Origin of the sequence: Simplicispira hankyongi, from assembly GCF_003570885.1 — a bacterium.
Classification (GTDB): domain Bacteria; phylum Pseudomonadota; class Gammaproteobacteria; order Burkholderiales; family Burkholderiaceae_C; genus Simplicispira; species Simplicispira hankyongi.
Genome location: NZ_QXJC01000004.1, coordinates 42,673 through 69,286 on the forward strand (window position 1 = coordinate 42,673; position 26,614 = coordinate 69,286).

Genomic DNA, 26,614 nt, shown 5'->3' on the forward strand with positions numbered 1-26,614 from the left:
TCAGTTGTCCGAATGGAGCAGGTATTCCCGGACGAGTTCTCGGGCGCGGTGCAGCCGGCTCTTGACCGCACCCGATTGCTCACCAAGGCGCTCGGCGATTTCCGCGATCGACAACTCTTCAAAGTCCCGCAACAAGACCACTTCGAGGTAATGGGCGGGCAAGGATTCAAGGGCGTTCGCCAGGTCGATTCGCAAAGCGTCGTCGCTGCGGCTCGCCAACTGCTGTTCCGCTACACCGTCTTCCAGCGGATCGTGCTTGAACATCATGCGTTCAAGCTTGCGGCATTCGTGCTTGATGACGGTGAACAGCCACGAAGAAAACGCGGCCGCAACCTTGAGGCCCTTGACCTTGTGGAAGATGATCAGCAGCGACTCCTGAACGGCATCGTCCACGTCGCTCACTTGACAATGCCGGCGGGCGTAGCGGCGGGCGTCCGCCTGACAGACCACCAGCAGGCGCGAAATCGCAACCGGATCGCCCGTTTGGGCTGCCAGGATGAGGTTGTTCCGCTCCACCACACCGTCTGCCATGGTTCAGGGCCTCTTGTCGAGCTTGCGGCCAACCATGGCGCACATCGGGCAAAACCCCACCAGGCCGGTCATGGCAAGCATGGCACCGATGGTGCCAGCGCCTACGGCCCAGCCGGACGCGCCCCAGTTCATGGCGGCGAAAGCGAGGGCCATCACCCCCACGATCAAACGCAGGCCGCGCTCCCAATGGGGGACATTTTTCACGTAGAACATTGCAATCTCCTTTGGCGGTTTCAGGTTCGAGGGCACCGTTCCCAAGAACCTGTTCATAAGAGGCGCTGAACAGGCAAAACGGTTCGAAAGCGACCGAAGAAAATCTCTCCGCGTGTCCGCCGCAGTCTCGGCTGGCAGGAGGCCGCATCAAAAACGCGTGGTCAATGCCGTGAGCCAAGCCGGCGACAGATCGACCAGCCAGGCTTCCAGCGGCCTATCGGCTCCGGTAAGGATCAGCAAGGCGATGGCCACCATGAAGGCCCCCAGAACGATTTTTCCGGTTTTACCTGCCTGCATCAGCTTGCCGCGCACTTTCATCATGGCGGCACGCGAGAGAGAGGCCAGGCCGATGACCGGCATGGCCGCGCCGAGACCAAAGAGGCCCATGAGCAAGGCGACCTGCGGCAGCTGCGATCCCTGGCTGGCCAGCACGATGGCGGCGCCGAGTGTCGGGCCTACGCAAGGGCTCCAGACCACCCCCAATGCCAGGCCGATGATGAACTGCCCGCTGAGGCCATTGAGGTTGAGCCGGGAGATGAAGTGGTTGCCACCATTGCCCATCCCGGAAGTGGCCGAAGCAAAGCGCCGCTGCAGGCTGGTGGACATCAATACGAGCCCGAGCAGCCCCAAGAGGGCGGCGCCGACAGATCGAAAGGCGGAAGTGTCAAGGCCGATGGCCGAGCCCGCCCACGCGATCAGTGTGCCGATGGCGGCATACGAGAGGGCCAGACCGCCTGCGAGGGCGAGCGGCGCACGGGGATGCGCCGCTGTGGCGGAGGCCAACACAATCGGCAAGATCGGCAGCACACAAGGCGACAGCGTGGACAGCAGCCCGGCCAGCAGGCCAAAGCCATAAGAGCCGAGCCCGAATGCCATTACTGGGCCGCCTTCTTGAAGAGGGCTTCGAGGCCGGCAGGCGTGGTGTCGCCAACCGAGCGCCCTGTTTCATGGCCGCCCTTGAACGCGATCAAGGTGCTTTGCATGGCGACCTTGAATTGCTTGAGCACCGCCTTGTCAGCGTCAAAGTCCACCGCCAGGATCGCCACATCCTGGTAAGCAGCTTGCTTGGAGAGTCGCTCAACGATGGGCTTCTGGGCCTTGCAGGTCGGGCACCAGGTCGCCGAGACATCGACCACCACCGGCTTGCCATCGTGGGCCAACTGGTCGAATGCTTGCTGGGTGAAGGGCATGGGTTCGGCGGCCGATGCCATTGCCGCGCAGAAAGCAAGTGCGGCCACAAGAGGTTGGGATCGTTTCATGGAGTTCTCCTGGAGGGTGGGTAGTTAATGCGCCGGTTTGAAGGTTGTTTGCAACCCGGCGGTGTAGGCCGTTAGATCGGCCAGCGCCTGGGAATTCCAGGGCAGCGGCCTGGCGGCCATGGGCATGACCATGCAGGCTTGCACCATCTCGTCCAGGTACACACTTTTGCGGCCAAGCTGGTCACGGGCCATGGCTACCGTGTGGGGGTACGGTTGGGCAAAACTTGCTCCAAAGGCCGCATGGTTGGTATGGCAGGACGCGCAGGACATCCCGTTCGTGGAGAGTTTCGTGTCGTTGAACAGCGCCATCCCAGCCTTGGCGTGGCCCTTTAAAGGCTGGTAGCCGGGTGGGCGAATGGTAGATGCCGCCGGATCGGGGCCGGCAAACCCCAGGGTGGCCGCCAAAGCGAGCCCTGTGGCAATGAGCGTGCGCCAAGCGAACGGGTTGGATTTCATGGGACGCCTCCTGTTGACCGTGAACACGTATTAAGAGGCCGTGGGCGGCCCAAACGATTCGCGGCCAGCCACATTTTTTGCACGGTTTGTTGCTGGGTACATCGCTTTGCCTGCAGCAGGCCCGGCTTTTTTCTCTTTCCGCGAACCCAAAGGCCACGATGCCTTCTCTTAACCGGGGAGGAACGTCCTCAACCACGCATCTATTCAGGAGAACCGTATGAAAACCCAACTGACGCTGGCCTCGCTGGCCGTATTGACCGCTGCAACACTGGCACTGCCCGCAGCAGCCCAGGACACCTCCGGTCAAGCCAAATGCGCACCCAGCGCCATGGCGAAATGTGGTGCCAAAGGGGCAGCGAAATGCCACGTAAAAAAGTACCCCGTGAAGAAGGCTGCCAAGTGCGGCGCCAGCAAGTGCGCTCCTAAATGCGCTCCGAAGTGCGGCCCCAAGTGCGCGCCCAAGAGCTGAACTTGATGCAGAAAGCCTCGCCGCGCCCAACCAAGTCGGGCGCCTTTTTGCCGGCAGCAGGGCTGCGCTTGCTGGAGGCCTACGCGGGCGTGGCGGCGCGCGGCGAGCACCTGCTGGGCCGGTTGCTGGCGGGCCAGGCACCAAGGCAGTGGGCCCACTACCCGCAAGACGATGCTGTCGACCGGGCCAGCGGCTACCAATGGTTCTACCACTCGCACAGCCCTGAAGACCGGCCGGGCGCGGCAGAGCATGGGCACATCCACCTGTTCGCCCGAAAGCCCCTCTGGGGCCGGCGACTGCAGTCAGGGTCGGAACGGGCGTTTGCCGAGTTGTGTGGCAACCCAGCCGCCAAGCCGCAGACACGGCACCTGCTCGCCATCGGGTTCAACGCCAAGGGTTTGCCCATTTCGCTGTTCACGGTGAACAGTTGGGTCACGGGCGATTTGATGCTGGGAGCAAACCTGACACTGGAACTGCTCTCCTCGATGGCGCTCGACTCCGGGTATTCCGAGGTCGATGCGGTCATCGAGTCGGTCGTTCGGCTCTGCGCGCCGCAGTTGCAGGCGTTGATGCAGCGGCGAGACAACGCCTTGCGCTCGCATCCCGCTCCCGGCAAACTGCAAGACGAAGCGCTGGAACTGCTCTCGGAGGTGCGCATTGATCTGGATGCAAGGCTGCTGGCCTTGTCGGCAGCTTCCCAGACCCGGCACCCAAGCCCGGTGCGGGATTGATCCCGGCCAAGCATTCCCCTTCTTCCATTCTGTTTCTTCGCAAAACCCCTGCGCTCGCGCGCGACGTGCGGTTTTCTACAATCGCACCCATGCAAACCGCCCCCTACACCCGCGCCCAGCAGCTCCCCGCTCTTCTTGAAAAGCGCATCGCCATCCTCGACGGCGCCATGGGCACCATGATCCAGCGCTTCAAGCTGGGCGAGGCGCAGTACCGGGGCGAGGGCTATAGCGGGCCGGGCAGCGTGGGCGAGCGCTTCAAGGATTTTCCGCGCGACGTGAAGGGCAACAACGAACTGCTCAGCCTCACGCGACCGGACGTGATTCGCGACATCCACGAGCGCTATCTGGCCGCTGGCGCCGATTTGATCGAGACCAACACCTTCGGCGCGACGACGATTGCGCAGGAGGACTACGGCATGGCCGACCTGGCGCGCGAAATGAACCTCGCCTCGGCCAGGCTGGCGCGTGCCGCCTGCGACAAATTCAGCACGCCCGATCATCCGCGCTTTGTCGCCGGAGCCCTTGGCCCCACGCCCAAGACCGCCAGCATCAGCCCCGATGTGAACGACCCCGGCGCCCGCAACATCACCTTCGAGCAGCTGCGCGCGGCCTACTTCGAACAGACCGAAGCGCTGATCGAAGGCGGGGCCGACGTGATTCTGGTGGAAACGATTTTCGACACGCTCAACGCCAAGGCGGCGCTGTTCGCCATCGACGAGGTGTTCGAGAAAACCGGTGAACGCCTGCCCATCATCATCAGCGGCACGGTGACCGACGCCTCGGGCCGCATCCTTTCGGGCCAGACCGTGACGGCCTTCTGGCACAGCGTGCGCCACGCCCGCCCGCTGGCCGTGGGCCTGAACTGCGCGCTGGGCGCCGCGCTGATGCGCCCCTACATCCAAGAGCTGGCCAAGGCCGCGCCGGATACGTTCATCAGCTGCTACCCCAATGCGGGCCTGCCCAACCCCATGAGCGACACTGGCTTCGACGAGACACCCGACGTGACCAGCCGCCTGGTGCACGAGTTCGCCGCCGAGGGCCTGGTGAACATTGTGGGCGGCTGCTGCGGCACGACGCCGGACCATATCGCGGCAATTGCCGCCGGTGTGGCCCAGGACGCACCGCGCCTGCGGCCCTTCTACCGCGAGCCGCAGCCGGCCTGAGTTGCAGCGACCCTAGCCGTGCGCCGGTGTCGGAGGCAGCGGTATCCATTCATCGTGGTCATCGGGCGGCAGGGCAAAGCGCCCGGCCGCCCAGTCGGCCTTGGCCTGCTCGATGCGTTCTTTGCGCGAGGAGACGAAGTTCCAGAACAGATGGCGCGGCCCCAGTGGCTCGCCGCCCAGCAGCATGACCGTAGCGGACGCGGGCGCGGTGAGGGCGCCGGTGGCGCCCTGCGCGAACACCAGCATCTGGCCGGCGGTGTAGCGCGTGCCTTCGTACGCGATTTCTCCGCGTGCCACATAGGCAGCACGCTCGCTGTAGCCGTCTGGCAAGGCCAGCGTCGCCCCGGCCTGCAGCTCGGCGTGCACATAGAACAAGGGCGATAGCGTTTGCACCGGGCTGCCCAAACCGTAGACCGTGCCGGCAATCACGCGCAGCCATACGCCGCCATCGTCCCGCACAGGCAGCGCATCGGCAGGCGTGTGGGCGAACGCGGGTTCGCATTCTTCCAGTTCTTCGGGGAGCGCCACCCAGGACTGCAGCAGCTCCAGCCCGCCACCGGCAAACGACGCCGGGTGCTCAAAGCGCTCGGAATGGGTGATGCCGCGCCCGGCCGTCATCCAGTTCACGGCGCCGGGCTGGATGCGCGTGTGCGTGCCCAGGCTGTCGCGGTGGACGATTTCACCGCTGAGCAAATAGCTCACCGTCGCCAGGCCAATGTGCGGATGCGGCCGCACGTCGGCAGCGCGCGTGTCCTCGGCGGCCAGCGTGACGGGGCCAGCGTGGTCGAAGAAGACAAACGGGCCGACGCTACGGCGGGCAGCTGCGGGCAACAGGCGCCGTACCGTCAGGCCATGGCCCAGGTCGGCGGCGCGGGGGGTGATGAGGGTGGGGGCAGTGCTTGGCATGGACACTTTGTAGCGCAGAACCCGTGCCTATGCCGCGAACACTGCGTTGCACGCTTGGGGCCTATGCCCCCTGCAGCCATGAGAAGGCATGTGTCACTATGAAGAACATAGCTGTATACGCACGTTGGTATTGCCCTGAATGGCAAAAAACCTCACATTTCTGCTGCGAATGCACCATGGGTACAGGCCGCGATTTGCTGCAGGCCCGCCAGGACCCGCTGCAGCAGCTGGCCGTACTGAGGGCCAGCGGGCCGCTGCCGCTCAGCGGCCTGCCGCGCCCGCCTCGCGCGCACCCACACTGCGCCGGATGTCGGCATGGCGCGTGCGCGTGATGGGGTAGGCCAGCAATAAGGGGACGGCCAAGCCAAGGCACAGCGCCGGGAGAATGCTGGTCATCAGGGCGATACCCTGCAGCGCCTGAGTCGATTGCGCGACGTTGGGCACATAGCCGGTCATGTCCAGCATGCCTGCCACCAGCACGGTGGCCACGGTGCGTGCGAGTTTGTCCACCAGGCCATAGAGGCCGTAGTACATGCCCGTCTTGCGCTCGCCTACCTGCATGTGGCCGTGGTCGATGGTGTCGGGCACCATGGCAAACGGCACAATCCAGTGCGCTCCCATGCCGATGCCTATCACGACCAGAAGCACGGTCACCGTGGACTGCTGGCCAGGCCCCACGCCATAGAGCGCCGCCAGACCTGCGATGCACAGCAACAGGCCCAGGATGTAGGCCCAGTTCTTCTCCCAGCGGTCCACCACCCGTTTCCACGCAAACAGCGAAAGGCCCACCACGCCCAACAGGATGGCCATGAACCGGGGCAGATCGCCCTTGTTGCCCTGCAATTGGTAGATCACGAAATACGCCAGGGACGCCTGCACCAGCGTTAGCCCCAGGCGCACCAGGCCCACCGCGCCCACCAGCATCAGGAAAGGCCGGTTGCGCAAGGTCTCGCGCAGGGTCGCGCGCACCGAGTCCCAGGCCGCACGGGTATCGGCGCTTTCGGGCTGCGCGGTGGCGTCGGGCTCGCGTACCCGCCAGGCCACCACCGCCACGGCCACGCCGGCTGCCAACCCGAAGCAGGCGCCCGCCAGGGCGTAGCCTGTGCTTGCGTCGGGCGCGGTGCGCACCAGCACCGGCATGAGCACACTGCCCGCAAAAAACCCAAGCAGCGCGCCCATCGAGGCAAAGGCAGTGAGGCTCGTGCGCTCGTCGTAGTCGTGCGTCAGGTTGGCGGCCATGGCCTGGTAGGGCAGTTGCACCAGGGTCATGACGGTGTCGAACACCGTGTAGGTGATGGCGATCCACAGGAAAGCCGCCCACGGACTGAGGCCGGGCGGCACCATCCATACGGCAGCGGCAGCCAGGCCCAGCGGGAGGGCGCCATAGATCAGGTAAACCCGGTGGCGCCCGTGGCGGGACCGGGTGCGATCAGTCAACCAGCCAAACAGCGGGTCGTTGACGGTGTCCCACACCTTGCCCACCAGCAGCGCGGCACCCGCAACGGCTGGGGGCACCAGCGCCACGTCGGTGTAGAAGAGCATGAGCAGAAAGCTCATCGAGGCGACCAGCATCTGCAGGCCGATGTTGCCTATGGCGTAACTCAGTTTGGTGTCGGTCGAGAGCCGGGTTGGCGGTGTGGCAGGCATCAGGCAGCCTCGGACGCAGGGTGTGCATGCGGCCTGGTTTCCTGCGCGCTGCGCGTCGGCGCTGCCGTGTGAGGGCCGTGCACGGGGTCAGTGCTGCGGGGCTCTGCGGCCAGCATCAGTCGCACCTCGCGCCGCAGCATCTTGTTAAGGAAGCTGCGCGGTATCTCGTGGACCACACGAACATCGTCGGGCTGCATCTCCGCTGGCAGATTCCGCACCAGGAACTCCGCAACGTCGTGCGCCATGCTCTGCTGGCTGCGGCCATTGCGCCAGTGGTGCCGCAGACTCAGCACCAGCACGGCGTCGGCCCCGTGTTGCACCAGGCACGCCTCCTTGACGGCGGGGTGGCAGTGCGCCACTTCCTCGACCTCACGTGGGTTGAGCATCTGCCCGTTGCGGTGCACGCGATCGGCGCTGCGGCCCAGCACATGCAAGTAGCCTGCCGCGTCAAAGTAGCCTAGATCGCCCATCACCACCCACCCGTCGCGCAGGGTTTCCCGCGTCTTTTCCGGGTCAAACCAGTAGCCTTCGAACTGCACCGGCGTCTGTACCGTGATCAGGCCGATCTGGCCGACTGGCAAGGGCGCAAACTGCTCATCGCGGATGAGCACCTGCACCCCAGGTATCACATGGCCGACGCTGGAGAGAATGTCAGTGCCCAGTGGCATCCCCCGCGCATCCACATGCTCGTGGGGCAGCAGCCAGGTAACCGGGGGAAGCGCTTCCAGGCAGCCGTAGCCCTGCTGGAAGATGGGCCCGAAGCGGCGTATGGCTTCGGCGATCTTGGGTGCCGGCATCATTTCGGAGCCATAGGGCACGTGCGTGAGGGACGAGAGGTCGTACTGATCCAGCGTGGGTTCGTCCAGCAGGTCGATGATGGCCGAAGGCGACAGAAAGGCGCGCGACACGCGGTGCTGCGCGATCAGCCGGGCCAGGGTGGTGGCGCGGAAGTCTTCTGGCATGACCAGCGCGGCCCCCGCCAGCAGCGTGGGCAGCACCAGGCCAGAGCCTGGGCCGGTCAGCGGCAGGCCCAGCATGTGCACATCGGGCCCGTTGGCGGGTGGCTTGAAGTCGACGGCCTGTGAGATCAGGCGGACGCTGTCGAGGTATTTTCGGTGGCTGTAGCCAATGGCCTTGGGCAGGCCAGTGGTGCCCGAGGTCATGTGCAGAGCAAACACATCGGCTTCGTGCACATCGGCCGTGCCTGCTCTGGGTGTGTGCCGCGCCAGGGCCTGTTCGTAGTCGTCCCCCAATGCCAGCAGGTGCAGGTGCGGCAGGCGTTCGCGCACAGCCTGCAGGATGGGGGCACTCAGCAGCGGATCGTGGATGAAAACGGTGGGCTGCACACGCTCGATGGTCGAAAGCGCCGCGTCGGCGGGCAGGTGCTTGTGAAAGCTGGCGAAGATGGTGCCGTTTTCAAAAGTCGCCAGGCGGATTTCGTACTGTTCGCCGGTTTCCGGGAGCCAGGTGAACACAATATCCCCCTTGCGAACGCCTTGCGCCTGCATCCACGCCTGCAAACGCAGCACGCGATCCTGCAACTGGGCGTAGCTCAGAGTGCCACGCCGGTCGATAAGCGCAGGCCTTGTCGGGTACAGCCGATAAGCGAGCCTTGCAACCGCACGGGCCGTACGCAGACGTCGGAGCACGAAGCGCGTCATCAGGCTGCGCAGAGAGGGAAGGGCCACCGAGGTCTCCTGGAAGTGCCATGTAGTCGGGGCAGTCTTCCATGGCGCACTGTAGCCAGACGCTACCAGTTGTACGCTGGCGTATCACGGTGTTTCCGCCGGGGCTGTGCGGTCGTTCTAGGTGCCTGAACGGCAGGTGTGCAGGTTTGTGTGTCGCCATCACACCACATCGGAACCGCCGTTCGGGAAAGTCAAAAAACCGCCAGGGTCGGATCGCGACGCACTGGCGGTGGTTCGGGTAACAGCGGACACGGATGGGGCCGGCCGCTACCAACAGGCTCCTCAGATCCTAGAACTCAAGCGCCTGTCACACTTCGATTGCAGGTAATGTCATGGGTACAGGCCGCGCATCTCGCGGGCATGGAGCATGCGCGTGCAGGCGACGATGAAGGTGGCAGTGCGCAGGCTGACCTTGTGCTCTTGCGCCGTCTGCCAGATGCCGGCAAACGCCTCTTTCATGATGCGCACCAGGCGGGCATTGATTTCGTCTTCCGTCCAGAAAAAACTGGAGAAATCCTGCACCCACTCGAAATAGCTCACCGTCACGCCGCCAGCGTTGGCGATCACGTCGGGCAGCACCAGCACGCCGTTGTCGTGCAGGATGTCGTCGGCCTCGGGGGTGGTGGGGCCGTTGGCGCCTTCGATGATCAGCTTGGCGTGGATCTTGGGGGCGTTCTCTGCGGTGATCTGGCTCTCGAGCGCGGCGGGGATCAGGATTTCGCAGGGCACGCCCCAGAAGTCTTCGTCCGCCAGTTTTTCGGCGCCGGGGAATCCGGCCACGCCGCCCGTGCTGGCCACATGCGCGAGCAGTGCGACAGCATCCATGCCGCCCTCATGGGCGATGGTGCCTGTGTGGTCTTGCACCGCGACGAGGCGGGCGCCCACGTCGCAGAACAACTTGGCCGCGGTGCCGCCCACATTGCCAAAGCCCTGCACGGCCACGCGGGCGCCGTCGATTTTCAGGCCCGTGTGGTGCGCCGCTTCCAGGCCCACGGTGAACACCCCGCGGCCCGTGGCTTCGCGCCGGCCCAGCGAGCCGCCCAGGTCCACGGGCTTGCCGGTGACCACGCCCGTAGCGGCTTCGCCCGTGTTCATGGAGTAGGTGTCCATCATCCAGGCCATGATCTGTTCGTTGGTGTTCACATCGGGCGCGGGGATGTCCTTGGTCGGGCCGATGATCAGGCCGATCTCGCTGGTGTAGCGGCGCGTCAGGCGTTCGAGTTCGCCGCGCGAGAGGGTCTTGGGATTCACGCGGATACCGCCCTTGGCACCGCCGTACGGCACGTTGACGGCGGCCGTCTTGACCGACATCCAGGCCGACAGCGCCATCACTTCCGACAGCGTCACCTCCTGGTGAAAACGCACGCCGCCCTTGCCGGGCCCGCGCGAGAGGTTGTGCTGCACGCGGTAGCCCTCGAAGTGGGCAATAGTGCCGTTGTCCAGTTCGATGGGAACATCGACGATCAGGATGCGCTTGGGGCGCTTCAAGGTTTCTACCCAGCGCGACAGCGAGCCCAGGTAGGGCGTGACGCGGTCAACCTGTTTGAGGTAATTGCCCCAGGGGCCGAGGTGGTCGGCCTGCAGATACGAGGGCAGGGGATGGCTGGGCAATGTGCCTGAGCCAGACGCTTGTTGCATGAAGATTTCCTTGTGGGATCAGTCGAAGCGCGAAGCATAGGCCTGTGAAATGCCGATGTCCAAGGCAGCGCAGTTACAAGTTTATGCACGCCGCGCATAGTCTGGCGTCCGGTCGGACAGGCGAAAGCCTGCAAGAATCGCCGTATGTCTTTCACTGCCTTGATTCCCGGCCTCCACGGCCTGCGCCGCCGAGTGGTGTATGTCACCGTCTACGAGATCATCGCCATCGCCGTCGCCACATGGGGTCTGGCCGCAGCAACAGGCCAGGGCGCCGCGCATTCCGCCGTCATCTCGGCCGCATCCTCAGCCGTTGCCGTGCTGTGGAACCTGGTATTCAACACCCTGTTCGAACGCTGGGAAGCGCGCCAGAGCGTGCGTGGCCGCAGCTTGGCGCGGCGCGTGGCGCATGCCATCGGTTTCGAGGGCGGATTGGTGCTGTTTTTGGTGCCGCTGTTTGCCTGGTGGTTTGGCGTCAGCCTGTGGCAGGCGCTGGTGATGGACCTGGGGCTGGTGGTGTTTTTCCTCTGCTACACCTTTGTCTTCAACTGGTGTTTCGACCGGGTGTTTGGCCTGCCGGCCTCGGCCGCTTGAGCAGGCGCTTGGCAAGACGCACTTACCCAGCCAAATGTGCTGCGTTCAATGCAGGCGAATCTGCATGCACGCTGAAGCTTGGCCCTTTGAGAAAGCAGGACATCATGGCACGTCCCTACATCGCCCCCACTTCGCGCCTGATGGTGGCGGCAGGCTTTGCACTCTGCGCTGCCCTGGCGCAAGCAGCGAGTGGTTTTTGGGTCAGCCAGAGCCAAGAGGCTTTGGTCACCCCCGGTATGAGCATGGCAGAGGTCCGCGACGCATTGGGCCATCCGACACAGTTCATCAAATACCGCAACCAGCCCGGTCCCACCTTTACGTACCGCGTGCTTGGCACCGTCGACACCCTTTTTGACGTTGATTTTGATGCGAAGGGGCAGGTGGTTTCCACCAACGAACGCATCGTTCCGCTGGATGGAGATAGCGCCCACGATCGCTGAGCGGGCGGTTCTGTAGGCAGCGCACCGACAGGCCCGCCGCCAGGCCTGCCGTCAGGTGCATCCTTGGGCAAGCGCCCAAGGACACAACCACCCAAGGACAACCGCTATCAGCCCCCCACAGCCTCCAACGCCGCATTCAACGTCCTGCTAGGCCGCATCACCGCCTCCGTCTTCTTCGCATCCATCAGGTAATACCCGCCAATATCCGCCGGCTTGCCCTGCACCTCGGCCATTTCGGCGACGATCTTCTGCTCGTTCTCAGCCAGGGTCTTGGCCAGCACCGCGAACTTGGCCGCCAGGGCCTTGTCTTCGGTCTGCGCGGCCAATTCTTGCGCCCAGTACAGCGCCAGGTAGAACTGGCTGCCGCGGTTGTCGAGCTGGCCGGTTTTGGGTGAAGGGTTCTTGTTGTTGTCGAGCAGTTTGCCCGTGGCGGTGTCCAGCGTTTTCGACAGCAGCGTGGCTTGCGCGTTGCCAGTTTTCAGACCCAGGTCTTCCAGGCTCACGGCCAGTGCCAGAAACTCGCCCAGCGAATCCCAGCGCAGGTGGTTTTCTTCCACTAGTTGCTGCACATGCTTGGGGGCCGAGCCGCCAGCTCCCGTCTCGTACATGCCGCCGCCGGCCATCAGGGGCACGACAGACAGCATCTTGGCGCTGGTGCCCAGTTCCATGATGGGGAACAAGTCGGTCAGATAGTCGCGCAGGATGTTGCCGGTGACGCTGATGGTGTCCAGCCCGCGAATCACGCGCTCCAGCGTGAAGCGCATGGCGCGCACCTGGCTCATGATTTGGATATCGAGGCCGGTGGTGTCGTGGTCCTTCAAATACTGGCGCACTTTCTTGATGATCTCGGCCTCGTGCGGGCGGTACGGGTCGAGCCAGAACACCGCCGGCATGCCGGAATTGCGGGCACGCGTCACGGCCAGCTTGACCCAGTCGCGAATCGGGGCATCTTTGACTTGGCACATGCGCCAGATGTCGCCGGCTTCCACGTTCTGGCTGAGCAGCACTTCGCCAGTCGCCAGGTCGACGATATTGGCCACGCCGTCCTCGGGTACTTCAAAGGTCTTGTCGTGCGAGCCGTATTCCTCGGCCTGCTGGGCCATCAGGCCCACGTTGGGCACGGTGCCCATGGTTTTCGGGTCGAAGTTGCCGTGCCATTTGCAGAAGTTGATGATCTCCTGGTAGATGCGGGCGAAGGTGCTTTCGGGCATCACGGCCTTGACGTCCTTCAGGCGGCCGTCGGCGCCCCACATCTGGCCGCCGTTGCGGATCATGGCGGGCATGGAGGCGTCCACGATGATGTCGTTGGGCGAATGGAAGTTGGTGATGCCCTTGGCCGAATCGACCATGGCCAGCTCGGGGCGGTGCGCGTGGCAGGCGTGCAGATCGCGTTTGATCTCGTCCTGCTGGCTTTGCGGCAGCGTGCTGATCTTGTTGTACAGGTCGACCATGCCGTTGTTGACGTTCACGCCCAGTTCGTCGAACAGTGCGGCGTGCTTCTCGAACGCGTCTTTGTAGAAGATGCGCACGCAGTGGCCGAACACGATGGGGTGCGACACCTTCATCATGGTCGCTTTGACGTGCAGCGAGAACATCACGCCGGTTTTGTAGGCGTCTTCAATCTCTTTTTCGTAGAAGGCGAGCAGGGCTTTCTTGCTCATGAACATGCTGTCGATGATCTCGCCATCTTTGAGCGACAGCTTGGGCTTGAGCACCACCGTCTTCCCACTTTTGCCGACCAGCTCCATCTTCACGTCGCAGGCCTTGCCAATCGTGAGCGATTTTTCACCAGCGTAGAAGTCGCCGTGGTGCATGTGCGAGACATGCGAGCGCGATGCCTGGCTCCACTCGGCCATGCTGTGCGGGTGCTTGCGGGCGTATTCCTTCACCGCCCTGGGGGCACGCCGGTCCGAGTTGCCCTCGCGCAGCACCGGGTTCACGGCGCTGCCAATGCACTTGTTGTAGCGGGCGCGAATGTCCTTCTCTTTGTCTGTCGTCGGGTTCTCGGGGTAGTCGGGAATGGCGTACCCCTTGCCCTGCAGCTCCTTGATGGCGGCGCCCAGTTGCGATACCGATGCGCTGACGTTGGGCAGCTTGATGATGTTGGCGTCGGGCGAAAGCGTGAGCTTGCCCAGCATTGCCAGGTTGTCGGGCACGCGCTGGGCTTCGGTCAGGTACTCGGGGAACTGGCTGAGGATGCGGCTGGCCACCGAAATATCGCTGGTCTCCACGTGAATGCCGGCCGGCGCGGCAAAGGCGCGCACGATGGGCAAAAAGGCCGCCGTGGCGAGCGCTGGAGCTTCGTCGGTCAGCGTGTAAATGATGGTCGGTTGCTTCGTGCTCATGCGCTGGGTTCCTTAAAGGGAAATGGGGTCAACCGGTTATTTTCGTGCCTCCCGCTGACATGGCGCTGTCCTGTGGCCCGTGGGAACCCCCCAGCCACTCGATGCCGTTGGCCCGGCGGCGTATCGCACCAGAATCGGGAGGGCGGCAACGGAGAAAGCGGGTGCCGGTGGTGATGCACGGCGATGTACCAAGCCGGAAAATCACCGCCTGCACGCCCCAAGGTCCGCCTCGACATGCGTGACACGAGCGTCTGCGGCGGGCCATCCGCTGGCGCACCTGCCTCGGCAAGCGCGCCACGGCTTTGCAGGCGCGAGGCAACGCGGTCTAAAATCATCCCCTCTCAAGGAGCGCTGCAGCGCCGGGAGCCTTCTGGCGCTCCCGTGCGTCAGGCTTGGGTGGGGCGCAAACAGGCCCCGAACGGCGCTCACCAGTCTGTTTCCCGTGAACTGCCTTGGTGAGCCGCATGCCTGAAATCTCTTCCCCGCCGACTGCTTCCGTCTCCGCGCCTCCGATGCGCCTTTCGGGCCTTGAGCCCGTTTCCATCGACGCCGCCTCGCTCTTCGTCAACGTGGGCGAGCGCACCAACATTACCGGCTCCAAGGCCTTCGCACGCCTCATCCTGAACGGCCAGTTCGAAGAAGCCCTGGCCGTGGCGCGCCAGCAGGTGGAGAACGGCGCCCAGGTCATCGACATCAACATGGACGAGGCCATGCTCGACAGCAAGGCGGCCATGGTGCGCTTCCTGAACCTGATTGCGTCCGAGCCCGACATCGCCCGCCTGCCCATCATGGTGGACAGCTCCAAGTGGGAGGTGATCGAAGCCGGCCTGCGCTGCATCCAGGGCAAGCCCATCGTCAACTCGATTTCCATGAAGGAAGGCGTGGAGGCCTTCAAGCGGCAGGCCACGCTGGTGCGCCGCTACGGCGCCGCGGCCGTGGTGATGGCATTTGACGAGCAAGGCCAAGCCGATACCTACGCGCGCAAGATCGGCATCTGCGAGCGGGCTTACCGCATCCTGGTCGATGAGGTGGGGTTTCCGCCCGAGGACATCATTTTCGACCCCAACATCTTTGCCGTGGCGACCGGCATTGAAGAGCACAACAACTACGCGGTCGAGTTCATTGAGGCGACGCGCTGGATCAAGCAGAACCTGCCGGGGGCCAAGGTGTCGGGCGGCGTATCGAACGTGTCGTTCAGCTTCCGTGGCAACGACCCGGTGCGCGAGGCCATCCACACGGTGTTCCTGTACCACGCTATTTCAGCGGGCATGGACATGGGCATCGTCAACGCCGGCATGGTGGGCGTGTACGACGACCTCGAACCCACCTTGCGCGAGCGCGTGGAGGACGTCATCCTCAACCGCCGCCCCGACGCCGCCGAACGCCTGCTCGAAGTGGCCGAAACCGCCAAAAGCGGCGCCAAGGACGAGAGCAAAAAACTCGAATGGCGCGGCACACCCGAAGCGCCCAAGACCGTGGGCGAGCGCCTCTCCCACGCGCTGGTGCACGGCTTCACCGACTTCATCGTCGAAGACACGGAAGAGGCCTACCAGGAGATCCTGGCCAAGGGCGGGCGCCCGCTGCACGTCATCGAAGGGCCGCTGATGGACGGCATGTCCATCGTCGGCGACCTGTTCGGCGCGGGCAAGATGTTCCTGCCCCAGGTGGTGAAGTCGGCACGCGTCATGAAGCTCGCCGTGGCGCACCTGATTCCCTACATCGAGGAGGAAAAGCGCCAGGACGAACTCGCCGGGCGCGATGTGCGCACCAAGGGCAAGATCGTCATTGCCACCGTCAAGGGCGACGTGCACGACATCGGCAAGAACATCGTCACCGTCGTCCTGCAGTGCAACAACTTCGAGGTCATCAACATGGGCGTGATGGTGCCCTGCCATGAGATTCTGGCGCGCGCCAAGGCCGAGGGTGCCGACATCGTGGGCCTCTCGGGCCTGATCACCCCCAGCCTGGAAGAAATGCAGTACGTGGCCGCCGAGATGCACAAGGACGACCACTTCCGCGTCAAGAAGATCCCGCTGCTCATCGGCGGCGCCACCTGCTCGCGCGTGCACACCGCCGTGAAAATTGCGCCGCACTACGACGGCCCGGTGGTCTATGTGCCCGATGCGTCGCGCAGCGTGGGCGTGGCGCAAAGCCTGCTCGGCGAAGGCGCCGAGGCCTTCCTGCAGGAAGTGCGAGCCGATTACGACCACGTGCGCACCCAGCACGCCAACAAGAAGCAGACGCCGATGTGGACGCTGGCGCAAGCGCGCGCCAACCGCACCGCCATCGACTGGACCGCGTTCAAGCCCACACCACCGCGCACGCTGGGGCGCCATGTGTTCAGGAATTTCGACCTGAATGAGCTGGTGCCCTACATGGACTGGGGCCCGTTCTTCCAGACCTGGGACCTGGCCGGCAAGTACCCCGCCATACTCAAAGACGAGATCGTCGGCGAAGAGGCGACCCGCGTGTTCGCCGACGGCCAGGCGCTGCTGAAGAAAATCATCGACGGCCGTTGGTTGCAGGCCAATGGCGTCATGGCGCTGTACCCCGCCAACAGCGTCGGCGACGACATCGAGTTCTATACCGACGAGAGCCGAAGCCAGGTGCTGACCACCTGGTACGGCTTGCGTCAGCAGACCGAGAAGCTGGCCGTTGACGGCCCGAACGGCGAAAAAATCATGCGCCCCAGCCGCTGCCTGGCCGATTTCGTCGCCCCCAAGGACAGCGGCATTGCCGACTATGCCGGCATGTTTGCCGTCACCGCCGGCCTGGGCGTGGAGAAAAAGGCGCAGGAATTCCTTGCGGACTTCGACGACTACTCCGCCATCCTGTTCAAAAGCCTGGCCGACCGCCTGGCCGAGGCCTTTGCCGAATGCCTGCACCACCGCGTGCGCACCGACCTGTGGGGTTACGCGAAGGATGAGCAGCTGTCGAACGACGCGCTGATCGCCGAAAAATACCAAGGCATCCGCCCCGCCCCCGGCTACCCGGCCTGCCCGGACCACAGCGCCAAGCGCGAGCTGTTCCGCGTGCTGCAGGCCGAAGAGATCGGTATGGAACTGACCGACAGCATGGCCATGCACCCGGCAGCCAGCGTGAGCGGCTTCTACATCGGCCACCCCGAGAGCCAGTATTTCAGCGTGGGGCGCATTGGCGAAGACCAGGTGCAGGACATGGCGGCGCGGCGCGGCATGGACGAGGCCGAGCTGCGCCGCTTGCTCGGTCCAAATTTGTAGTCAAATAGGGCTCTAGTGCTTATCCATTAAGCGCTTGCAGCTATCACGACAATAGCATCATCAGGGCGCCAGTCTGACGCGCCTGACATGCTCCGTGCTTTGCAGTGGCGGCATGGGCCAAACCCCGACGCCACCCGCACCGCCTGTGCTGGCCGCTGACTGATCCGTGCAGGCGCCATGCGCGACCATGTACCGCTCGGCGCGGTGCTCGCGCAGCGTGATGCAGGACATCCTTTGAGCCTGCTCACGCCCTGGCGAAGGCGTGAAGCGATGGGCACAATGCAACCTCCTGGAGTGGCTGGCATGTCTTTTGAAAACGACTTGGGCGCGGTGATTGCTTGCGCAAATGCGGGGGACATTGAGCACGCGTGGGATTTGTGCAGGCGGGTGGAAGCAGCCTACCCGGCACAGCCTGCCGTTCACCAGCTGCTTGCCGTTCTGAGTATGCAGCGGGGGCAACCGAAAGAAGCGGGTGACTATGCGCAGGAGAGTCTGGCGCTTCGGCCTAACCATGTTCCCACGCTGATGATCGCGGGTGACGCTGCTCGCAGCGTGGGCACCACGGACCTAGCCGCTGCACATTACACGCGGGCTTACCTATTGCAGCCGGATCGGCCGGATATTTGCCTGGCATTGGGAATTGCACACTACCAAAGCGGCCAATTGCTGCCAGCGTTGAATGCCCTTGAACGTTGCGTTCACCTTGCCCCTGAATCTTTGGATGCATGGTTCAACCTGGCACTGGTGTGCCAGGATATGCAGGACCTCAATGGCGCCATCGCAGCCTTGAACCGCCTCTTGGTACTGTGCCCGACCCGGGCCGATGCGCTTGTCAACTTGGGAATCGTGCTACAGGCCAATGGCCAAATGGACGAGGCTTTTCTGGTTTATGGCCGTGCCTACCGATTGCAAGGCGACACGTTTGGCCGGATTGCGCATGCGCTGGCAGCAGAAAAAACCGGGCGGATGTGGCTGGACTTGGACGATCTTCGCACTGCGCTACTGCACAGTGAGCGCCCGCTTACGGCGTAACGCGCTTGCTGCGGTGCTGTTGCCGGTACACGCCTGGGGCGGCCATGATTTTGGAAGCAAGATCGTCGTAGCGGCGCATTTTGTCATCCGACATTGCTTCAAAAACCAGGGTGGGGGCTTCCCGTGGGACCGGATAGCACTGCGCAATCGGAGTGCCTTTGGGCAATACCCCGCTAAAATTTTTGTCAGACCATACGGCCGGAAAATTAATGCCAACGTCATGGAAGCGATCTGAATCCACCACCCCGGTTATCAAACGGAAAGGCAAATCCGCGCGATTAATGGGGTGCACCGCCATCAGCGACCAGTTGGGATCCAGTTCAACCGTCCAAAAACTATTGAATTTAATAATGGACGCATTCTCATGGGCAAAGGGTGTTCCCGCGATTTGTTCCGGCACGTGAAAGCTGATGGGCGCCCGGGGGTGGTGCTTCATGCCCAGCGCCGGCAATTCCCAGTTCCATGTGAATTGGCCAGCACCAACGGTGACATCGCATGGCAGCAGAATGAGAAACCCGTGCATCATGGCATCCACGAATGGCGGGCATTGTTTAACCGTCCGAATACTTCTTTGATGAACGTCTGACGGCATTCGGGGCGCCATTTTTCGCAGCCATTCTGGCAACGCTGCTGAACCCGGTATTGGCCGAGGCAATACATCAAAAAGCGCCGGGTCGCAGCGAAATGTGATGTCCATAACCCCCCCTGAGTAAACAACGGATCTTACTGTCAGTGCCTGCCACAAGGCGTGTGAATGAGCGCTTCAACCCCATGCGGGGCCCGCCTCGCCGGGGCCTTTCTGACAGCATTCTTTTCATGCGGGCGCGCCCTGCGCGCTGCAGGCGCCGCACGGGGCATGCAGCGTACCCTTGCAGGTCGAACCGCCGTTTGACGCCCATGCCCGAAAACCTCCGCGCGGAGAAAGAAGGTCGGGCGCCAGCAGCGCTTCAGGCTACGGGGTCGTGGGTGAACCGGCTGCCTCCTGGGGCACTTCGGAGTACGCGGTTCCGCACGGAAAATTTGATAAAAAAGTGACTCTAGCGCTTATGGGTAAAGCGCTATAAGCTACCAATACAAGAGCAACCACACGGCCTGCGCAAACAGGCCGTGTTTACTTCTCGACGAAAGCCCGTTCCACCACGAAGTCGCCCGGCTTGGTGGTGTTGCCTTCCTCGAAATCGAGCTTTTCCAGCAGCGCCTTGATGGAGGCCAGCATCTCCGGGCTGCCGCACAGCATGGCGCGGTCTTCCAGCGGGTTGAGCGGCGGCAGGCCCAGGTCGGCGGCGAGCTTGCCCGAGGTGATCAGGTCGGGAATGCGGCCCTGGTTGCGAAACGGCTCGCGCGTCACCGTGGGGTAGTACAAAAGCTGCTTGCTCACCATCTCGCCCAGGATCTCATGCGCCGGCAGTTCCTTGGTGAGGTAGTCGTGGTAGGCCAGCTCGGCCACCTGGCGCACGCCGTGGATCAGGATGACCTGCTCGAAGCGCTCGTACGTCTCCGGGTCGCGGATCACGCTCATGAAGGGCGCGAGGCCCGTGCCGGTGGAAAACAGGTACAGGCGCTTGGCGGGCAGCAGGTAGTCGATCAGCAGCGTGCCGGTGGGTTTCTTGCCAACGATGATGTTGTCGCCCACCTGGATGTGCTGCAGGCGCGAGGTCAGCGGGCCGTCCTGCACCTTGATGCTGAGGAATTCGAGGTGCTCCTCGTAGTTGGCGCTGACAATGCTGTAGGCGCGCAGCAGCGGCTTGTTGTTCACCATGAGGCCGATCATGGTGAAGTGGCCGTTGGAAAACCGCAGGGCGGGGTCGCGCGTGGTGGTGAAGCTGAAAAGGCGGTCGGTCCAATGGTGAACCGAGAGCACGCGTTCTTCGTGGAAAGCACTCATGGTGGGATGCAGGCAGAGTCAGAAAAAGATGGCGCGAAGGGATGGTCCCGATTGCGGCCCGCGTAGAAAAGTCCTAGATAGACTGGCGGGCAATGGTCGCCATTGTCCTGCAAACCTCATAACCAATGGGGTTTCTCTTGTACCTAAATTGATATAAGGCAAGGCGAGAGGGCGATCCGCTCGCGCGAGGCACGCGCTGCGGAGTGCACTTGCAAAATACCGTTTGTGCCCGGCCCCGAAACGATGCGGCTATTCTCGGGCGAATCACGCTCCCGCCAGCCGCCCCCCTGGCGGCCCCTTGTGGGGCCATCTCACCACCACCCATGCTCCAGTACCTCACCGTTCCCGTTACGCCGTTCCAGCAGAACTGCTCCATCGTCTGGTGCGACGCCACCAAGGACGCCGCCATCATTGATCCGGGCGGTGACATCGACACGCTGCTGGCCGAAGTGCAGCATCTGGGCGTGCGCCTCAAGGCGATCTGGCTCACGCACGCCCATATCGACCATGCGGGCGCTACCGGTGAGCTGGCTGAGCAGTTGCAATTGCCCATCATCGGCCCGCACCCCGCCGACCAGTTCTGGATCGACGCGCTGCCGCAGCAAAGTGCCATGTTCGGTTTTCCACCCGCCAGGCCCTTCGCGCCGACGCGCTGGTTGCACGATGGCGACACGGTGCAAATCGGCAACGAGACATTGAACGTTCGCCACTGCCCCGGCCACACGCCTGGACACGTGGTGTTCCATGCGCCGCAAATTGACCGCGCCTTTGTTGGCGACGTGCTGTTTGCCGGCAGCATAGGCCGCACCGATTTCCCCCAGGGCAACCACCAGCAGTTGATCGACAGCATCACCCAACGCCTCTGGCCCATGGGCGACCAGACGGTGTTCATCCCCGGCCACGGGCCGGAGAGCAGCTTCGGGCGCGAGCGGCGCAGCAACCCTTACGTGCAGGGCACCTAAGACATTTTCACTATCTTATTGATAGCTTATAGCGCCCGCCAAATAAGCGTAAAACGTCTTTCTTCTTAAGATTTTCATGCCTCAGCCGCCACGGCCACCTCGTTGCCGCCCAATGGGAGCGGGTCGAGGATGCCGGCGTGAAAAGCAAGCTTGCCCCCGGCATGCAGAAAGCCTTGATCGGCTTGCTGCCCATCAGACGCTTCCTTCTCCGTCTGCCGGCAGAGCGCCCTTGCCACCCTCCGCAGCGCGGCGGCGACTGGCCTGCGCGCGCAGTTCGGCCCAGATCACCAGCAGCAGCCCCGCCAGCACGCCTGCCAACCCCCAGAACGCCATGGCCGAAGGCGCTTCGCCTACCACCGCAATGGCCAGCGCAAACGCCGTCACCGGCTCGGCCAGCGCCAGGGTCACCGCCGTGGCGCCGCTGATATGGCGCAGGGCGTGGCTGAACAGCAGGTAGGCCACCCCGGTCGCGACCAGGCCCAGATAGGCCACGATGGCCCAAGTGGCCCCCGGCGCCCTCAAAGGCCCTCCCAGTACGCTTGCCACCGGCAGCGACAGCAAGGCCGCCGTACCAAACACCGCCAAGTTGGCGCTGGCCGCGCCCGACTGCGCCACCAGCGGTTTATTGAGCAGCGCATACGCCGCGTACGCCAGCCCCGCCAGCAGACACAGCGCGATACCCGCCAGCGGCGCACTGACCGACGCGTGCCCGTTGAGCGCCATGGCCGCACCGCCGGCCACGCCCAGCAACGTGCCGGCCCACCACACCGGCGCAGGCCAGCGGCGCTGCGCCAGCGTCTGCATCAGCCCCGCCCAGATCGGCCCGCTGCCGATGGCGATAGCGGTGCCCAGGGCCACGCCGCTGGCCTTCACGCCGGCAAAGAAGCTCAGGTTGTACGCCGCCACGCACGCGCCTGCCAGCAGCACGGGGCGCCACGGCAGCCTGGCCGCACTGGCGCGCCCCCACAGGGCCGGCGCTGCCAGCAAGGCAAAAAACCCACTGGCCACCGCCAGGCGCAGCGCGCCCACCCAGTACGGGGACAGCCCCGCGGGGGCCAGGCTTTGCGCCGTGCCGGTGGTGCCCCAGAGCATGGCGGCGAGCAGCACCATGGCGATACCACGGGTGGAATGGGAAGTCGTCATGCCTGCGATGGTGCCGCCCCCGGCCCGCGCAAATGTCGAGCAACGCGCGAAGTGCATGGCCCATGAATTTTGGTAAAAACGGCTGCAGCGCTTTCCTGTAGAGCGCTAGAAGCTCTCGAATCAGGAGCAATCAGGCGGCCGGCGCAGCCCGCGGGCGCCCAGACCCCGTTCGCGCCGCAGGGCAAAGCCCAGGGCGCTGGCGCTGGCGTAGCCCAGTTGCAGCGCGGTGGCTTCCAGTGACTGGCCGCGCGCCAGCAGGCGCTGCGCCGCGTCCAGCCGCAGCGCGCGCAGCCAGGCCTGGGGCGTCTGGCCTGTCAGCTCGCGCCAGCGGGCGTGAAAGCGCTGCGTGCTCAAGGCGCACAGCGCCGCCATGCGGGCGGTGGGCCAGGGCTCGTGCAGGGCGGCTCCCACGGTCCGTGCCACCTGCTCGGGCCGGATGGCGCGGCGCGCCAGCACCCGCCGGGCCTGCAAAATCTGCTGGAGCCGCGCGGCCGCATCGTCGCTCGCGCTCCAGCCCAGCTGCGCAGGTGCCACGGCAAAGCGCCTGATACGCTCAACGCCAGGCTGCGCAGGCGCATCGATGACCAGCAGGCGCGCACCCGGCAGCGCCAGAAAACCGTGCCGCGTACCGGCCGGCACCACCAGGCCGCACGCAGTGTCGACAAAAGCGGCGCGGCCGTTCACCTCCAGCTCCATGCGCCCGCGCAGCGCGTAGAGCACCTGGGCGTGGTCGTGCGCGTGCGCCGCGTGTTCGCCGCTGTACTGGCGCACGGAAAGCAGGGGCACGAGAACCGGGGCATGGGCCATGGACGCATGGTAGCGGCGCGGGCATGCGGATAATCCTCTGAACACTTTGGGTTCCCGAATATGCCCCCAGCGACTTCCCCCGCCCCCGCGAGCCGCCGCAGCTGGCGCGAGGCCTGGCTCATTTACCTGGAGCCGGCGAGCCTGCGCATGCTCACGCTGGGGTTTTCGGCCGGGCTGCCCCTGCTGCTGGTGCTGGGCACGCTCAGCTTCTGGCTGCGCGAGGCGGGCGTGGACCGCACCACGATCGGGTACCTGAGCTGGGTGGGGCTGGCTTACGCATTCAAGTGGGTCTGGGCGCCGCTGGTGGACCGGCTGCCGCTGCCGCTGCTGACGCGCGCGCTCGGGCGGCGGCGCAGCTGGCTGCTGCTGTCGCAGGCGATGGTGATCGCCGGCCTGGCGGGCATGGCGGGGAGCGACCCGCGCGTCGCCCTGACCCCCATGGTGTGGTGCGCCCTGGCCGTGGCCTTTGGCTCGGCCACGCAGGACATTGCGCTGGACGCCTTTCGCATCGAATCGGCCGACACCGAGCGCCAGGCGGCGCTGGCCGCCACCTACCAGACGGGCTACCGCCTGGCCATGATCTGGGCCGGCGCCGGTGTGCTGTGGGTGGCCGCGCGCGCCGAGCTGGCGGGCGTGGCCGGCTACCAGCAGGGCGCCTGGAAGACGGCCTACCTGGTGATGGCCGCCTCGATGCTGGTGGGCACCGTCACGGTGCTGCTCTCGCGCGAGCCGGCGCCGCGCCCGCTGCCGCCATCGCGCAACCTCGGCGAGTGGCTGCGCGGCGCGCTCATCGACCCGTTTGCCGACTTCCTCAGCCGCTACGGCTGGCAGGCCGTGCTGATCCTGTCGCTGATCGCCATCTACCGCATCAGCGATGTGGTGATGGGCATCATGGCCAACCCGTTTTACGTGGACATGGGCTACACCAAGGACGAGGTCGCCGCCGTCACCAAAGTGTTCGGCGTGCTGATGACGCTCGCTGGCGCGTTCCTGGGCGGCGCGCTGGCGCTGCGCATGGGGGTGATGCGGGTGCTGATGCTGGGCGCTGTGCTCTCGGCCGCCAGCAACCTGCTGTTTGCCTGGCTGGGCACGCGTGGACACGACCTGACGGGCCTGGTGCTCGTCATCTCGGCGGACAACCTCTCGGGCGGCATTGCGTCGGCGGCGTTCATCGCCTACCTCTCGGGCCTGACGAATGTGCAGTATTCGGCCACGCAGTACGCGCTGCTGAGCTCCGTGATGCTGCTGCTGCCGAAATGGATCGCCGGGTTTTCCGGCCGCTTCGTTGACGCCTACGGTTACACGAACTTCTTCCTGGCTACCGCACTGCTGGGTCTTCCCGTGCTCATCCTGGTGGCATTCGCTTCAAGGCAGAAAAATGCCGTTTCCGCATGACAGACAAGAGAATACAGCTACAACATGTATAGCACTTCTCTGAGAACGTATTTACCTCGGCTTTACGCCTGCTTCAAGCCCGCGAGATGCGGGGCCACCACCATGCTCATCCCAACCCCGGAATTGCCATGACCACCCAGTTGCTGATGATTGAAGACGACAGCCGCCTCGCGCAGATGGTGGTGGAGTACCTCGGGCAATCGGGCATGCAGGTGGCGCACTGTGGCGACGGGCAGAGCGGCCTGGCCAGGCTGCAGGAGGTGGGCGGCAGCACGGCGTTGCCCGACCTCGTCATCCTGGACCTGATGCTGCCCGACATGGATGGGCTCGACGTCTGCCGCAACATCCGCGGCATGCAGGGCCCCGCCGCGCGCGTGCCGGTGCTCATGCTGACGGCCAAGGGCGACCCCATGGACCGCATCATCGGCCTGGAACTTGGCGCCGACGACTACCTGCCTAAGCCCTTCGAGCCGCGCGAGCTGCTGGCGCGCATCCGCGCCGTGCTGCGCCGCCGCACCGAAGGCGGCGCACCGCAGGCGCAGGCCCTGCGCTTTGGCGCGCTTGAGATCGATCGCGATGCCCGCACCGTCACGGTGGCGGGCCAGCCCTGCGAGCTCACGTCTTACCAGTTCGACCTGCTGGTGGCCATGGCCGAGCGCGCCGGCCGGGTGCTGACGCGCGACCAGATCATGGAGGCCGTGCGCGGCCGCGAGCTTGAAGCCTTCGACCGCTCCATCGACGTGCACATGGGCCGCATTCGCGCCGCCATCGAGGACGATGCGAAGAACCCGCGCCGCATTCTCACCGTGCGCGGCGTGGGCTACGTGTTCGCAAAACAGCAAGACTGACCGGCTCATGCTGTCGCTGTTTTCCCGCCGCCTTTACCTGCGCATCTGGCTGGCCGTCGTGGGCGGCGTGGCCGTGCTGACGCTGGCCGTTGGCTGGGCCTGGCGCATTGCAGCCGAACAGAATGAAGTGCAAAGGGTGCAAACGCAGCGCGAAGTGCGGGTCATCAATGGGCAGGGCGACATTCTGGGCAGCGGCGTGGCGCAGCGGGTCCCCGGCGAAGGCATTGAATTCAAGGTCGAACTCGATTCCGGCGCTTCCTACACCTTGCTGGTGGCACCGCGCCAGCCGCGTCCACGGGACGAGCGGGGGCCGCGCGGACGCGAAGCCGCTTTCTGGACCAGGCCACCCTTTGGCTTTCTGTGGATGCTGGGCGTGGTGGGCATTGCGGTGGCCCTTGGCGTGTTCCCCATCATCCGCAGGCTCTTGCTGCGGCTCGACATCCTGCAGCGCGGCGTGCAGCGCTTTGGCGCTGGCGACCTTGCGGCGCGCGTCCCGGTGCAGGGCCACGACGAGGTGGCAGACCTCTCGCGCCAATTCAACGCCGCTGCAGAGCGGATCGAGGCCTTGGTGCAATCGCACAAGTCCTTGCTGGCCAATGCCTCGCACGAATTGCGATCGCCGCTGACCCGCATCCGCATGGGCCTCGAACTGATGGACGGCAACCAGCCCTCGGCGCAGTTCCGGCGCGAGATCGAGCGCAACGTCGCTGAACTGGACCAACTGGTCGAAGAAATCCTGCTCGCCAGCCGATTGGATGCGCACGAGGCCGACGTGGGCGATATCGAAGCGGTAGACCTGGTCGGGCTGGCTGCAGAGGAATGCTCCCGCGTGAACGCAGACCTGGAGGCAGGGGCCGCCGATATCGAGGTGCGCGGCGTCGCCAAGCTGCTGCGCCGCGCGCTGCGCAACCTCCTGGAAAACGCACACCGCTACAGCCAGGGGCCGATCACCCTGAGCATTGCGAGCCGCCAGGGCTGGGCCGAAGTGCGGGTGTGCGACCGCGGGCCGGGCGTGCCGCCGGCGCAGCGCGAACGCATCTTTGAGCCCTTCTACCGCCTGCCGGGTGCGAGCGAGCGTGCCGGCGGCGTGGGGCTCGGGCTGGCGCTGGTGCGCTCAATTGTCGGGCGCCACCAGGGCAGCGTCCACTGTGAAGACCACGCGGGCGGGGGAGCCTGCTTCGTGCTGCGCTTGCCACTGGCGCAGCGGGCGCCTGGGCCTGTTTGAA

At 64.7% G+C, this 26,614-nt stretch carries 25 protein-coding genes and 1 riboswitch; of the genes, 11 read left to right on the forward strand and 14 right to left on the reverse strand.

The annotated features are described in order from the left end of the window. The 5 genes from D3F03_RS11440 to D3F03_RS11460 form a co-directional block, all read right to left on the reverse strand. The gene (locus D3F03_RS11440; RefSeq protein WP_119109560.1) at positions 1–531 is read right to left on the reverse strand and encodes an RNA polymerase sigma factor; all 531 of its coding nucleotides are present in this window, start codon (positions 529–531) and stop codon (positions 1–3) included. Positions 532–534: 3 nt separating this feature from the next. Next, a complete protein-coding gene (locus tag D3F03_RS11445) occupies positions 535–744 on the reverse strand; it encodes a YgaP family membrane protein (RefSeq protein WP_119109667.1) in 210 nt (69 codons plus the stop codon). 147 nt (positions 745–891) lie between these two features. Next, entirely contained in the window at positions 892–1,620 is a 729-nt protein-coding gene (locus D3F03_RS11450; RefSeq protein WP_119109561.1) for a cytochrome c biogenesis CcdA family protein, read from the reverse strand. Further along, positions 1,620–2,003: a thioredoxin family protein gene (locus D3F03_RS11455; protein WP_119109562.1), complete on the reverse strand. Its 384-nt coding sequence runs from the start codon at positions 2,001–2,003 to the stop codon at positions 1,620–1,622. The genes D3F03_RS11450 and D3F03_RS11455 overlap by 1 nt, the downstream gene beginning before the upstream one ends. A gap of 24 nt (positions 2,004–2,027) precedes the next feature. Next, on the reverse strand, positions 2,028–2,459 hold the full coding sequence (locus D3F03_RS11460; RefSeq protein WP_119109563.1) for a c-type cytochrome: 432 nt from the start codon (positions 2,457–2,459) through the stop codon (positions 2,028–2,030). 217 nt (positions 2,460–2,676) lie between these two features. Here D3F03_RS11460 and D3F03_RS11465 point away from each other — a divergent pair, with 217 nt between their 5' ends. The 3 genes from D3F03_RS11465 (at position 2,677) to D3F03_RS11475 (ending at position 4,822) form a co-directional block, all read left to right on the forward strand. Continuing rightward, a complete protein-coding gene (locus D3F03_RS11465) occupies positions 2,677–2,928 on the forward strand; it encodes a hypothetical protein (RefSeq protein ID WP_119109564.1) in 252 nt (83 codons plus the stop codon). 5 nt (positions 2,929–2,933) lie between these two features. Continuing rightward, positions 2,934–3,659, forward strand: coding sequence for a DUF6969 family protein (locus D3F03_RS11470; RefSeq protein WP_245960597.1), 726 nt, complete (start codon positions 2,934–2,936; stop codon positions 3,657–3,659). A gap of 89 nt (positions 3,660–3,748) precedes the next feature. After that, entirely contained in the window at positions 3,749–4,822 is a 1,074-nt protein-coding gene (locus tag D3F03_RS11475) for a homocysteine S-methyltransferase family protein (protein WP_245960598.1), read from the forward strand. 12 nt (positions 4,823–4,834) lie between these two features. Here the strand turns inward: D3F03_RS11475 and D3F03_RS11480 are convergent, their stop codons facing one another. The 4 genes from D3F03_RS11480 to D3F03_RS11495 form a co-directional block, all read right to left on the reverse strand. Beyond that, the gene (locus D3F03_RS11480) at positions 4,835–5,728 is read right to left on the reverse strand and encodes a pirin family protein (protein ID WP_119109565.1); all 894 of its coding nucleotides are present in this window, start codon (positions 5,726–5,728) and stop codon (positions 4,835–4,837) included. A 261-nt stretch (positions 5,729–5,989) separates the two neighbouring features. Further along, positions 5,990–7,375 carry an MFS transporter gene (locus D3F03_RS11485; RefSeq protein ID WP_119109566.1) on the reverse strand — a complete coding sequence of 462 codons (1,386 nt, stop codon included), beginning with the start codon at positions 7,373–7,375 and terminating at the stop codon, positions 5,990–5,992. Beyond that, positions 7,375–9,063: a class I adenylate-forming enzyme family protein gene (locus tag D3F03_RS11490; protein WP_119109567.1), complete on the reverse strand. Its 1,689-nt coding sequence runs from the start codon at positions 9,061–9,063 to the stop codon at positions 7,375–7,377. The genes D3F03_RS11485 and D3F03_RS11490 overlap by 1 nt, the downstream gene beginning before the upstream one ends. A 330-nt stretch (positions 9,064–9,393) precedes the next feature. Next, positions 9,394–10,701 carry a Glu/Leu/Phe/Val family dehydrogenase gene (locus D3F03_RS11495; RefSeq protein ID WP_119109568.1) on the reverse strand — a complete coding sequence of 436 codons (1,308 nt, stop codon included), beginning with the start codon at positions 10,699–10,701 and terminating at the stop codon, positions 9,394–9,396. 144 nt (positions 10,702–10,845) lie between these two features. Here D3F03_RS11495 and D3F03_RS11500 point away from each other — a divergent pair, with 144 nt between their 5' ends. Together D3F03_RS11500 and D3F03_RS11505 are read left to right on the forward strand one after the other, a co-directional pair. Then, positions 10,846–11,292 (forward strand): PACE efflux transporter, encoded by a 447-nt coding sequence (locus tag D3F03_RS11500; RefSeq protein ID WP_119109569.1) that lies wholly within the window; start codon positions 10,846–10,848, stop codon positions 11,290–11,292. A gap of 86 nt (positions 11,293–11,378) precedes the next feature. Continuing rightward, positions 11,379–11,732 carry a hypothetical protein gene (locus D3F03_RS11505; RefSeq protein WP_147414721.1) on the forward strand — a complete coding sequence of 118 codons (354 nt, stop codon included), beginning with the start codon at positions 11,379–11,381 and terminating at the stop codon, positions 11,730–11,732. Between the two features lie 107 nt (positions 11,733–11,839). Here D3F03_RS11505 and D3F03_RS11510 read toward each other — a convergent pair whose 3' ends face one another. Continuing rightward, entirely contained in the window at positions 11,840–14,077 is a 2,238-nt protein-coding gene (locus tag D3F03_RS11510; protein WP_119109571.1) for an NADP-dependent isocitrate dehydrogenase, read from the reverse strand. Positions 14,078–14,414: 337 nt separating this feature from the next. Then, positions 14,415–14,511: riboswitch (S-adenosyl-L-homocysteine riboswitch) on the forward strand. A 30-nt stretch (positions 14,512–14,541) separates the two neighbouring features. Here D3F03_RS11510 and metH point away from each other — a divergent pair. Both metH and D3F03_RS11520 read left to right on the forward strand, forming a co-directional pair. Then, positions 14,542–17,316 carry a methionine synthase gene (gene metH / locus D3F03_RS11515; RefSeq protein WP_119109572.1) on the forward strand — a complete coding sequence of 925 codons (2,775 nt, stop codon included), beginning with the start codon at positions 14,542–14,544 and terminating at the stop codon, positions 17,314–17,316. Between the two features lie 303 nt (positions 17,317–17,619). Further along, positions 17,620–18,348: a CDC27 family protein gene (locus D3F03_RS11520; RefSeq protein ID WP_158606161.1), complete on the forward strand. Its 729-nt coding sequence runs from the start codon at positions 17,620–17,622 to the stop codon at positions 18,346–18,348. Here the strand turns inward: D3F03_RS11520 and D3F03_RS11525 are convergent. Continuing rightward, positions 18,338–19,045 carry a hypothetical protein gene (locus D3F03_RS11525; RefSeq protein ID WP_119109574.1) on the reverse strand — a complete coding sequence of 236 codons (708 nt, stop codon included), beginning with the start codon at positions 19,043–19,045 and terminating at the stop codon, positions 18,338–18,340. The two genes, D3F03_RS11520 and D3F03_RS11525, sit on opposite strands and share 11 nt — an antisense overlap. Positions 19,046–19,459: 414 nt before the next feature. Beyond that, positions 19,460–20,233, reverse strand: a complete 774-nt coding sequence (locus D3F03_RS11530) for a ferredoxin--NADP reductase (protein ID WP_119109575.1) — start codon at positions 20,231–20,233, stop codon at positions 19,460–19,462. Between the two features lie 323 nt (positions 20,234–20,556). Between D3F03_RS11530 and D3F03_RS11535 the strand changes: the two genes are divergently transcribed. Continuing rightward, positions 20,557–21,195: an MBL fold metallo-hydrolase gene (locus tag D3F03_RS11535; protein ID WP_119109576.1), complete on the forward strand. Its 639-nt coding sequence runs from the start codon at positions 20,557–20,559 to the stop codon at positions 21,193–21,195. 192 nt (positions 21,196–21,387) lie between these two features. Here D3F03_RS11535 and D3F03_RS11540 read toward each other — a convergent pair whose 3' ends face one another. Beyond that, entirely contained in the window at positions 21,388–22,338 is a 951-nt protein-coding gene (locus D3F03_RS11540; RefSeq protein WP_119109670.1) for a DMT family transporter, read from the reverse strand. Between the two features lie 120 nt (positions 22,339–22,458). Continuing rightward, the gene (locus D3F03_RS11545; protein ID WP_119109577.1) at positions 22,459–23,145 is read right to left on the reverse strand and encodes a helix-turn-helix domain-containing protein; all 687 of its coding nucleotides are present in this window, start codon (positions 23,143–23,145) and stop codon (positions 22,459–22,461) included. A gap of 60 nt (positions 23,146–23,205) precedes the next feature. On the opposite strand from D3F03_RS11545, the gene D3F03_RS11550 reads away from it, so the two are divergent. The 3 genes from D3F03_RS11550 to D3F03_RS11560 all read left to right on the forward strand — a co-directional run bounded on the left by D3F03_RS11550 (position 23,206) and on the right by D3F03_RS11560 (position 26,613). Next, on the forward strand, positions 23,206–24,540 hold the full coding sequence (locus D3F03_RS11550) for an AmpG family muropeptide MFS transporter (protein ID WP_119109578.1): 1,335 nt from the start codon (positions 23,206–23,208) through the stop codon (positions 24,538–24,540). Positions 24,541–24,668: 128 nt separating this feature from the next. Then, complete coding sequence (locus D3F03_RS11555) at positions 24,669–25,388, forward strand: response regulator transcription factor (RefSeq protein ID WP_119109579.1); 720 nt, start codon at positions 24,669–24,671, stop codon at positions 25,386–25,388. A 7-nt stretch (positions 25,389–25,395) separates the two neighbouring features. After that, positions 25,396–26,613, forward strand: a complete 1,218-nt coding sequence (locus tag D3F03_RS11560) for a HAMP domain-containing sensor histidine kinase (protein ID WP_119109580.1) — start codon at positions 25,396–25,398, stop codon at positions 26,611–26,613. The last annotated feature ends 1 nt before the right edge of the window (position 26,614 follow it).

What these genes read in the sequence shown, in the direction of transcription:
- D3F03_RS11440 (WP_119109560.1), bottom strand. Translation starts at nt 531, where the DNA reads ATGGCAGACGGTGTGGTGGAGCGGAACAACCTCATCCTGGCAGCCCAA.
- D3F03_RS11445 (WP_119109667.1), bottom strand. Translation starts at nt 744, where the DNA reads ATGTTCTACGTGAAAAATGTCCCCCATTGGGAGCGCGGCCTGCGTTTG.
- D3F03_RS11450 (WP_119109561.1), bottom strand. Translation starts at nt 1,620, where the DNA reads ATGGCATTCGGGCTCGGCTCTTATGGCTTTGGCCTGCTGGCCGGGCTG.
- D3F03_RS11455 (WP_119109562.1), bottom strand. Translation starts at nt 2,003, where the DNA reads ATGAAACGATCCCAACCTCTTGTGGCCGCACTTGCTTTCTGCGCGGCA.
- D3F03_RS11460 (WP_119109563.1), bottom strand. Translation starts at nt 2,459, where the DNA reads ATGAAATCCAACCCGTTCGCTTGGCGCACGCTCATTGCCACAGGGCTC.
- D3F03_RS11465 (WP_119109564.1), top strand. Translation starts at nt 2,677, where the DNA reads ATGAAAACCCAACTGACGCTGGCCTCGCTGGCCGTATTGACCGCTGCA.
- D3F03_RS11470 (WP_245960597.1), top strand. Translation starts at nt 2,934, where the DNA reads ATGCAGAAAGCCTCGCCGCGCCCAACCAAGTCGGGCGCCTTTTTGCCG.
- D3F03_RS11475 (WP_245960598.1), top strand. Translation starts at nt 3,749, where the DNA reads ATGCAAACCGCCCCCTACACCCGCGCCCAGCAGCTCCCCGCTCTTCTT.
- D3F03_RS11480 (WP_119109565.1), bottom strand. Translation starts at nt 5,728, where the DNA reads ATGCCAAGCACTGCCCCCACCCTCATCACCCCCCGCGCCGCCGACCTG.
- D3F03_RS11485 (WP_119109566.1), bottom strand. Translation starts at nt 7,375, where the DNA reads ATGCCTGCCACACCGCCAACCCGGCTCTCGACCGACACCAAACTGAGT.
- D3F03_RS11495 (WP_119109568.1), bottom strand. Translation starts at nt 10,701, where the DNA reads ATGCAACAAGCGTCTGGCTCAGGCACATTGCCCAGCCATCCCCTGCCC.
- D3F03_RS11500 (WP_119109569.1), top strand. Translation starts at nt 10,846, where the DNA reads ATGTCTTTCACTGCCTTGATTCCCGGCCTCCACGGCCTGCGCCGCCGA.
- D3F03_RS11510 (WP_119109571.1), bottom strand. Translation starts at nt 14,077, where the DNA reads ATGAGCACGAAGCAACCGACCATCATTTACACGCTGACCGACGAAGCT.
- metH (WP_119109572.1), top strand. Translation starts at nt 14,542, where the DNA reads ATGCCTGAAATCTCTTCCCCGCCGACTGCTTCCGTCTCCGCGCCTCCG.
- D3F03_RS11520 (WP_158606161.1), top strand. Translation starts at nt 17,620, where the DNA reads ATGTCTTTTGAAAACGACTTGGGCGCGGTGATTGCTTGCGCAAATGCG.
- D3F03_RS11525 (WP_119109574.1), bottom strand. Translation starts at nt 19,045, where the DNA reads ATGGACATCACATTTCGCTGCGACCCGGCGCTTTTTGATGTATTGCCT.
- D3F03_RS11530 (WP_119109575.1), bottom strand. Translation starts at nt 20,233, where the DNA reads ATGAGTGCTTTCCACGAAGAACGCGTGCTCTCGGTTCACCATTGGACC.
- D3F03_RS11535 (WP_119109576.1), top strand. Translation starts at nt 20,557, where the DNA reads ATGCTCCAGTACCTCACCGTTCCCGTTACGCCGTTCCAGCAGAACTGC.
- D3F03_RS11540 (WP_119109670.1), bottom strand. Translation starts at nt 22,338, where the DNA reads ATGACGACTTCCCATTCCACCCGTGGTATCGCCATGGTGCTGCTCGCC.
- D3F03_RS11545 (WP_119109577.1), bottom strand. Translation starts at nt 23,145, where the DNA reads ATGGCCCATGCCCCGGTTCTCGTGCCCCTGCTTTCCGTGCGCCAGTAC.
- D3F03_RS11550 (WP_119109578.1), top strand. Translation starts at nt 23,206, where the DNA reads ATGCCCCCAGCGACTTCCCCCGCCCCCGCGAGCCGCCGCAGCTGGCGC.
- D3F03_RS11555 (WP_119109579.1), top strand. Translation starts at nt 24,669, where the DNA reads ATGACCACCCAGTTGCTGATGATTGAAGACGACAGCCGCCTCGCGCAG.
- D3F03_RS11560 (WP_119109580.1), top strand. Translation starts at nt 25,396, where the DNA reads ATGCTGTCGCTGTTTTCCCGCCGCCTTTACCTGCGCATCTGGCTGGCC.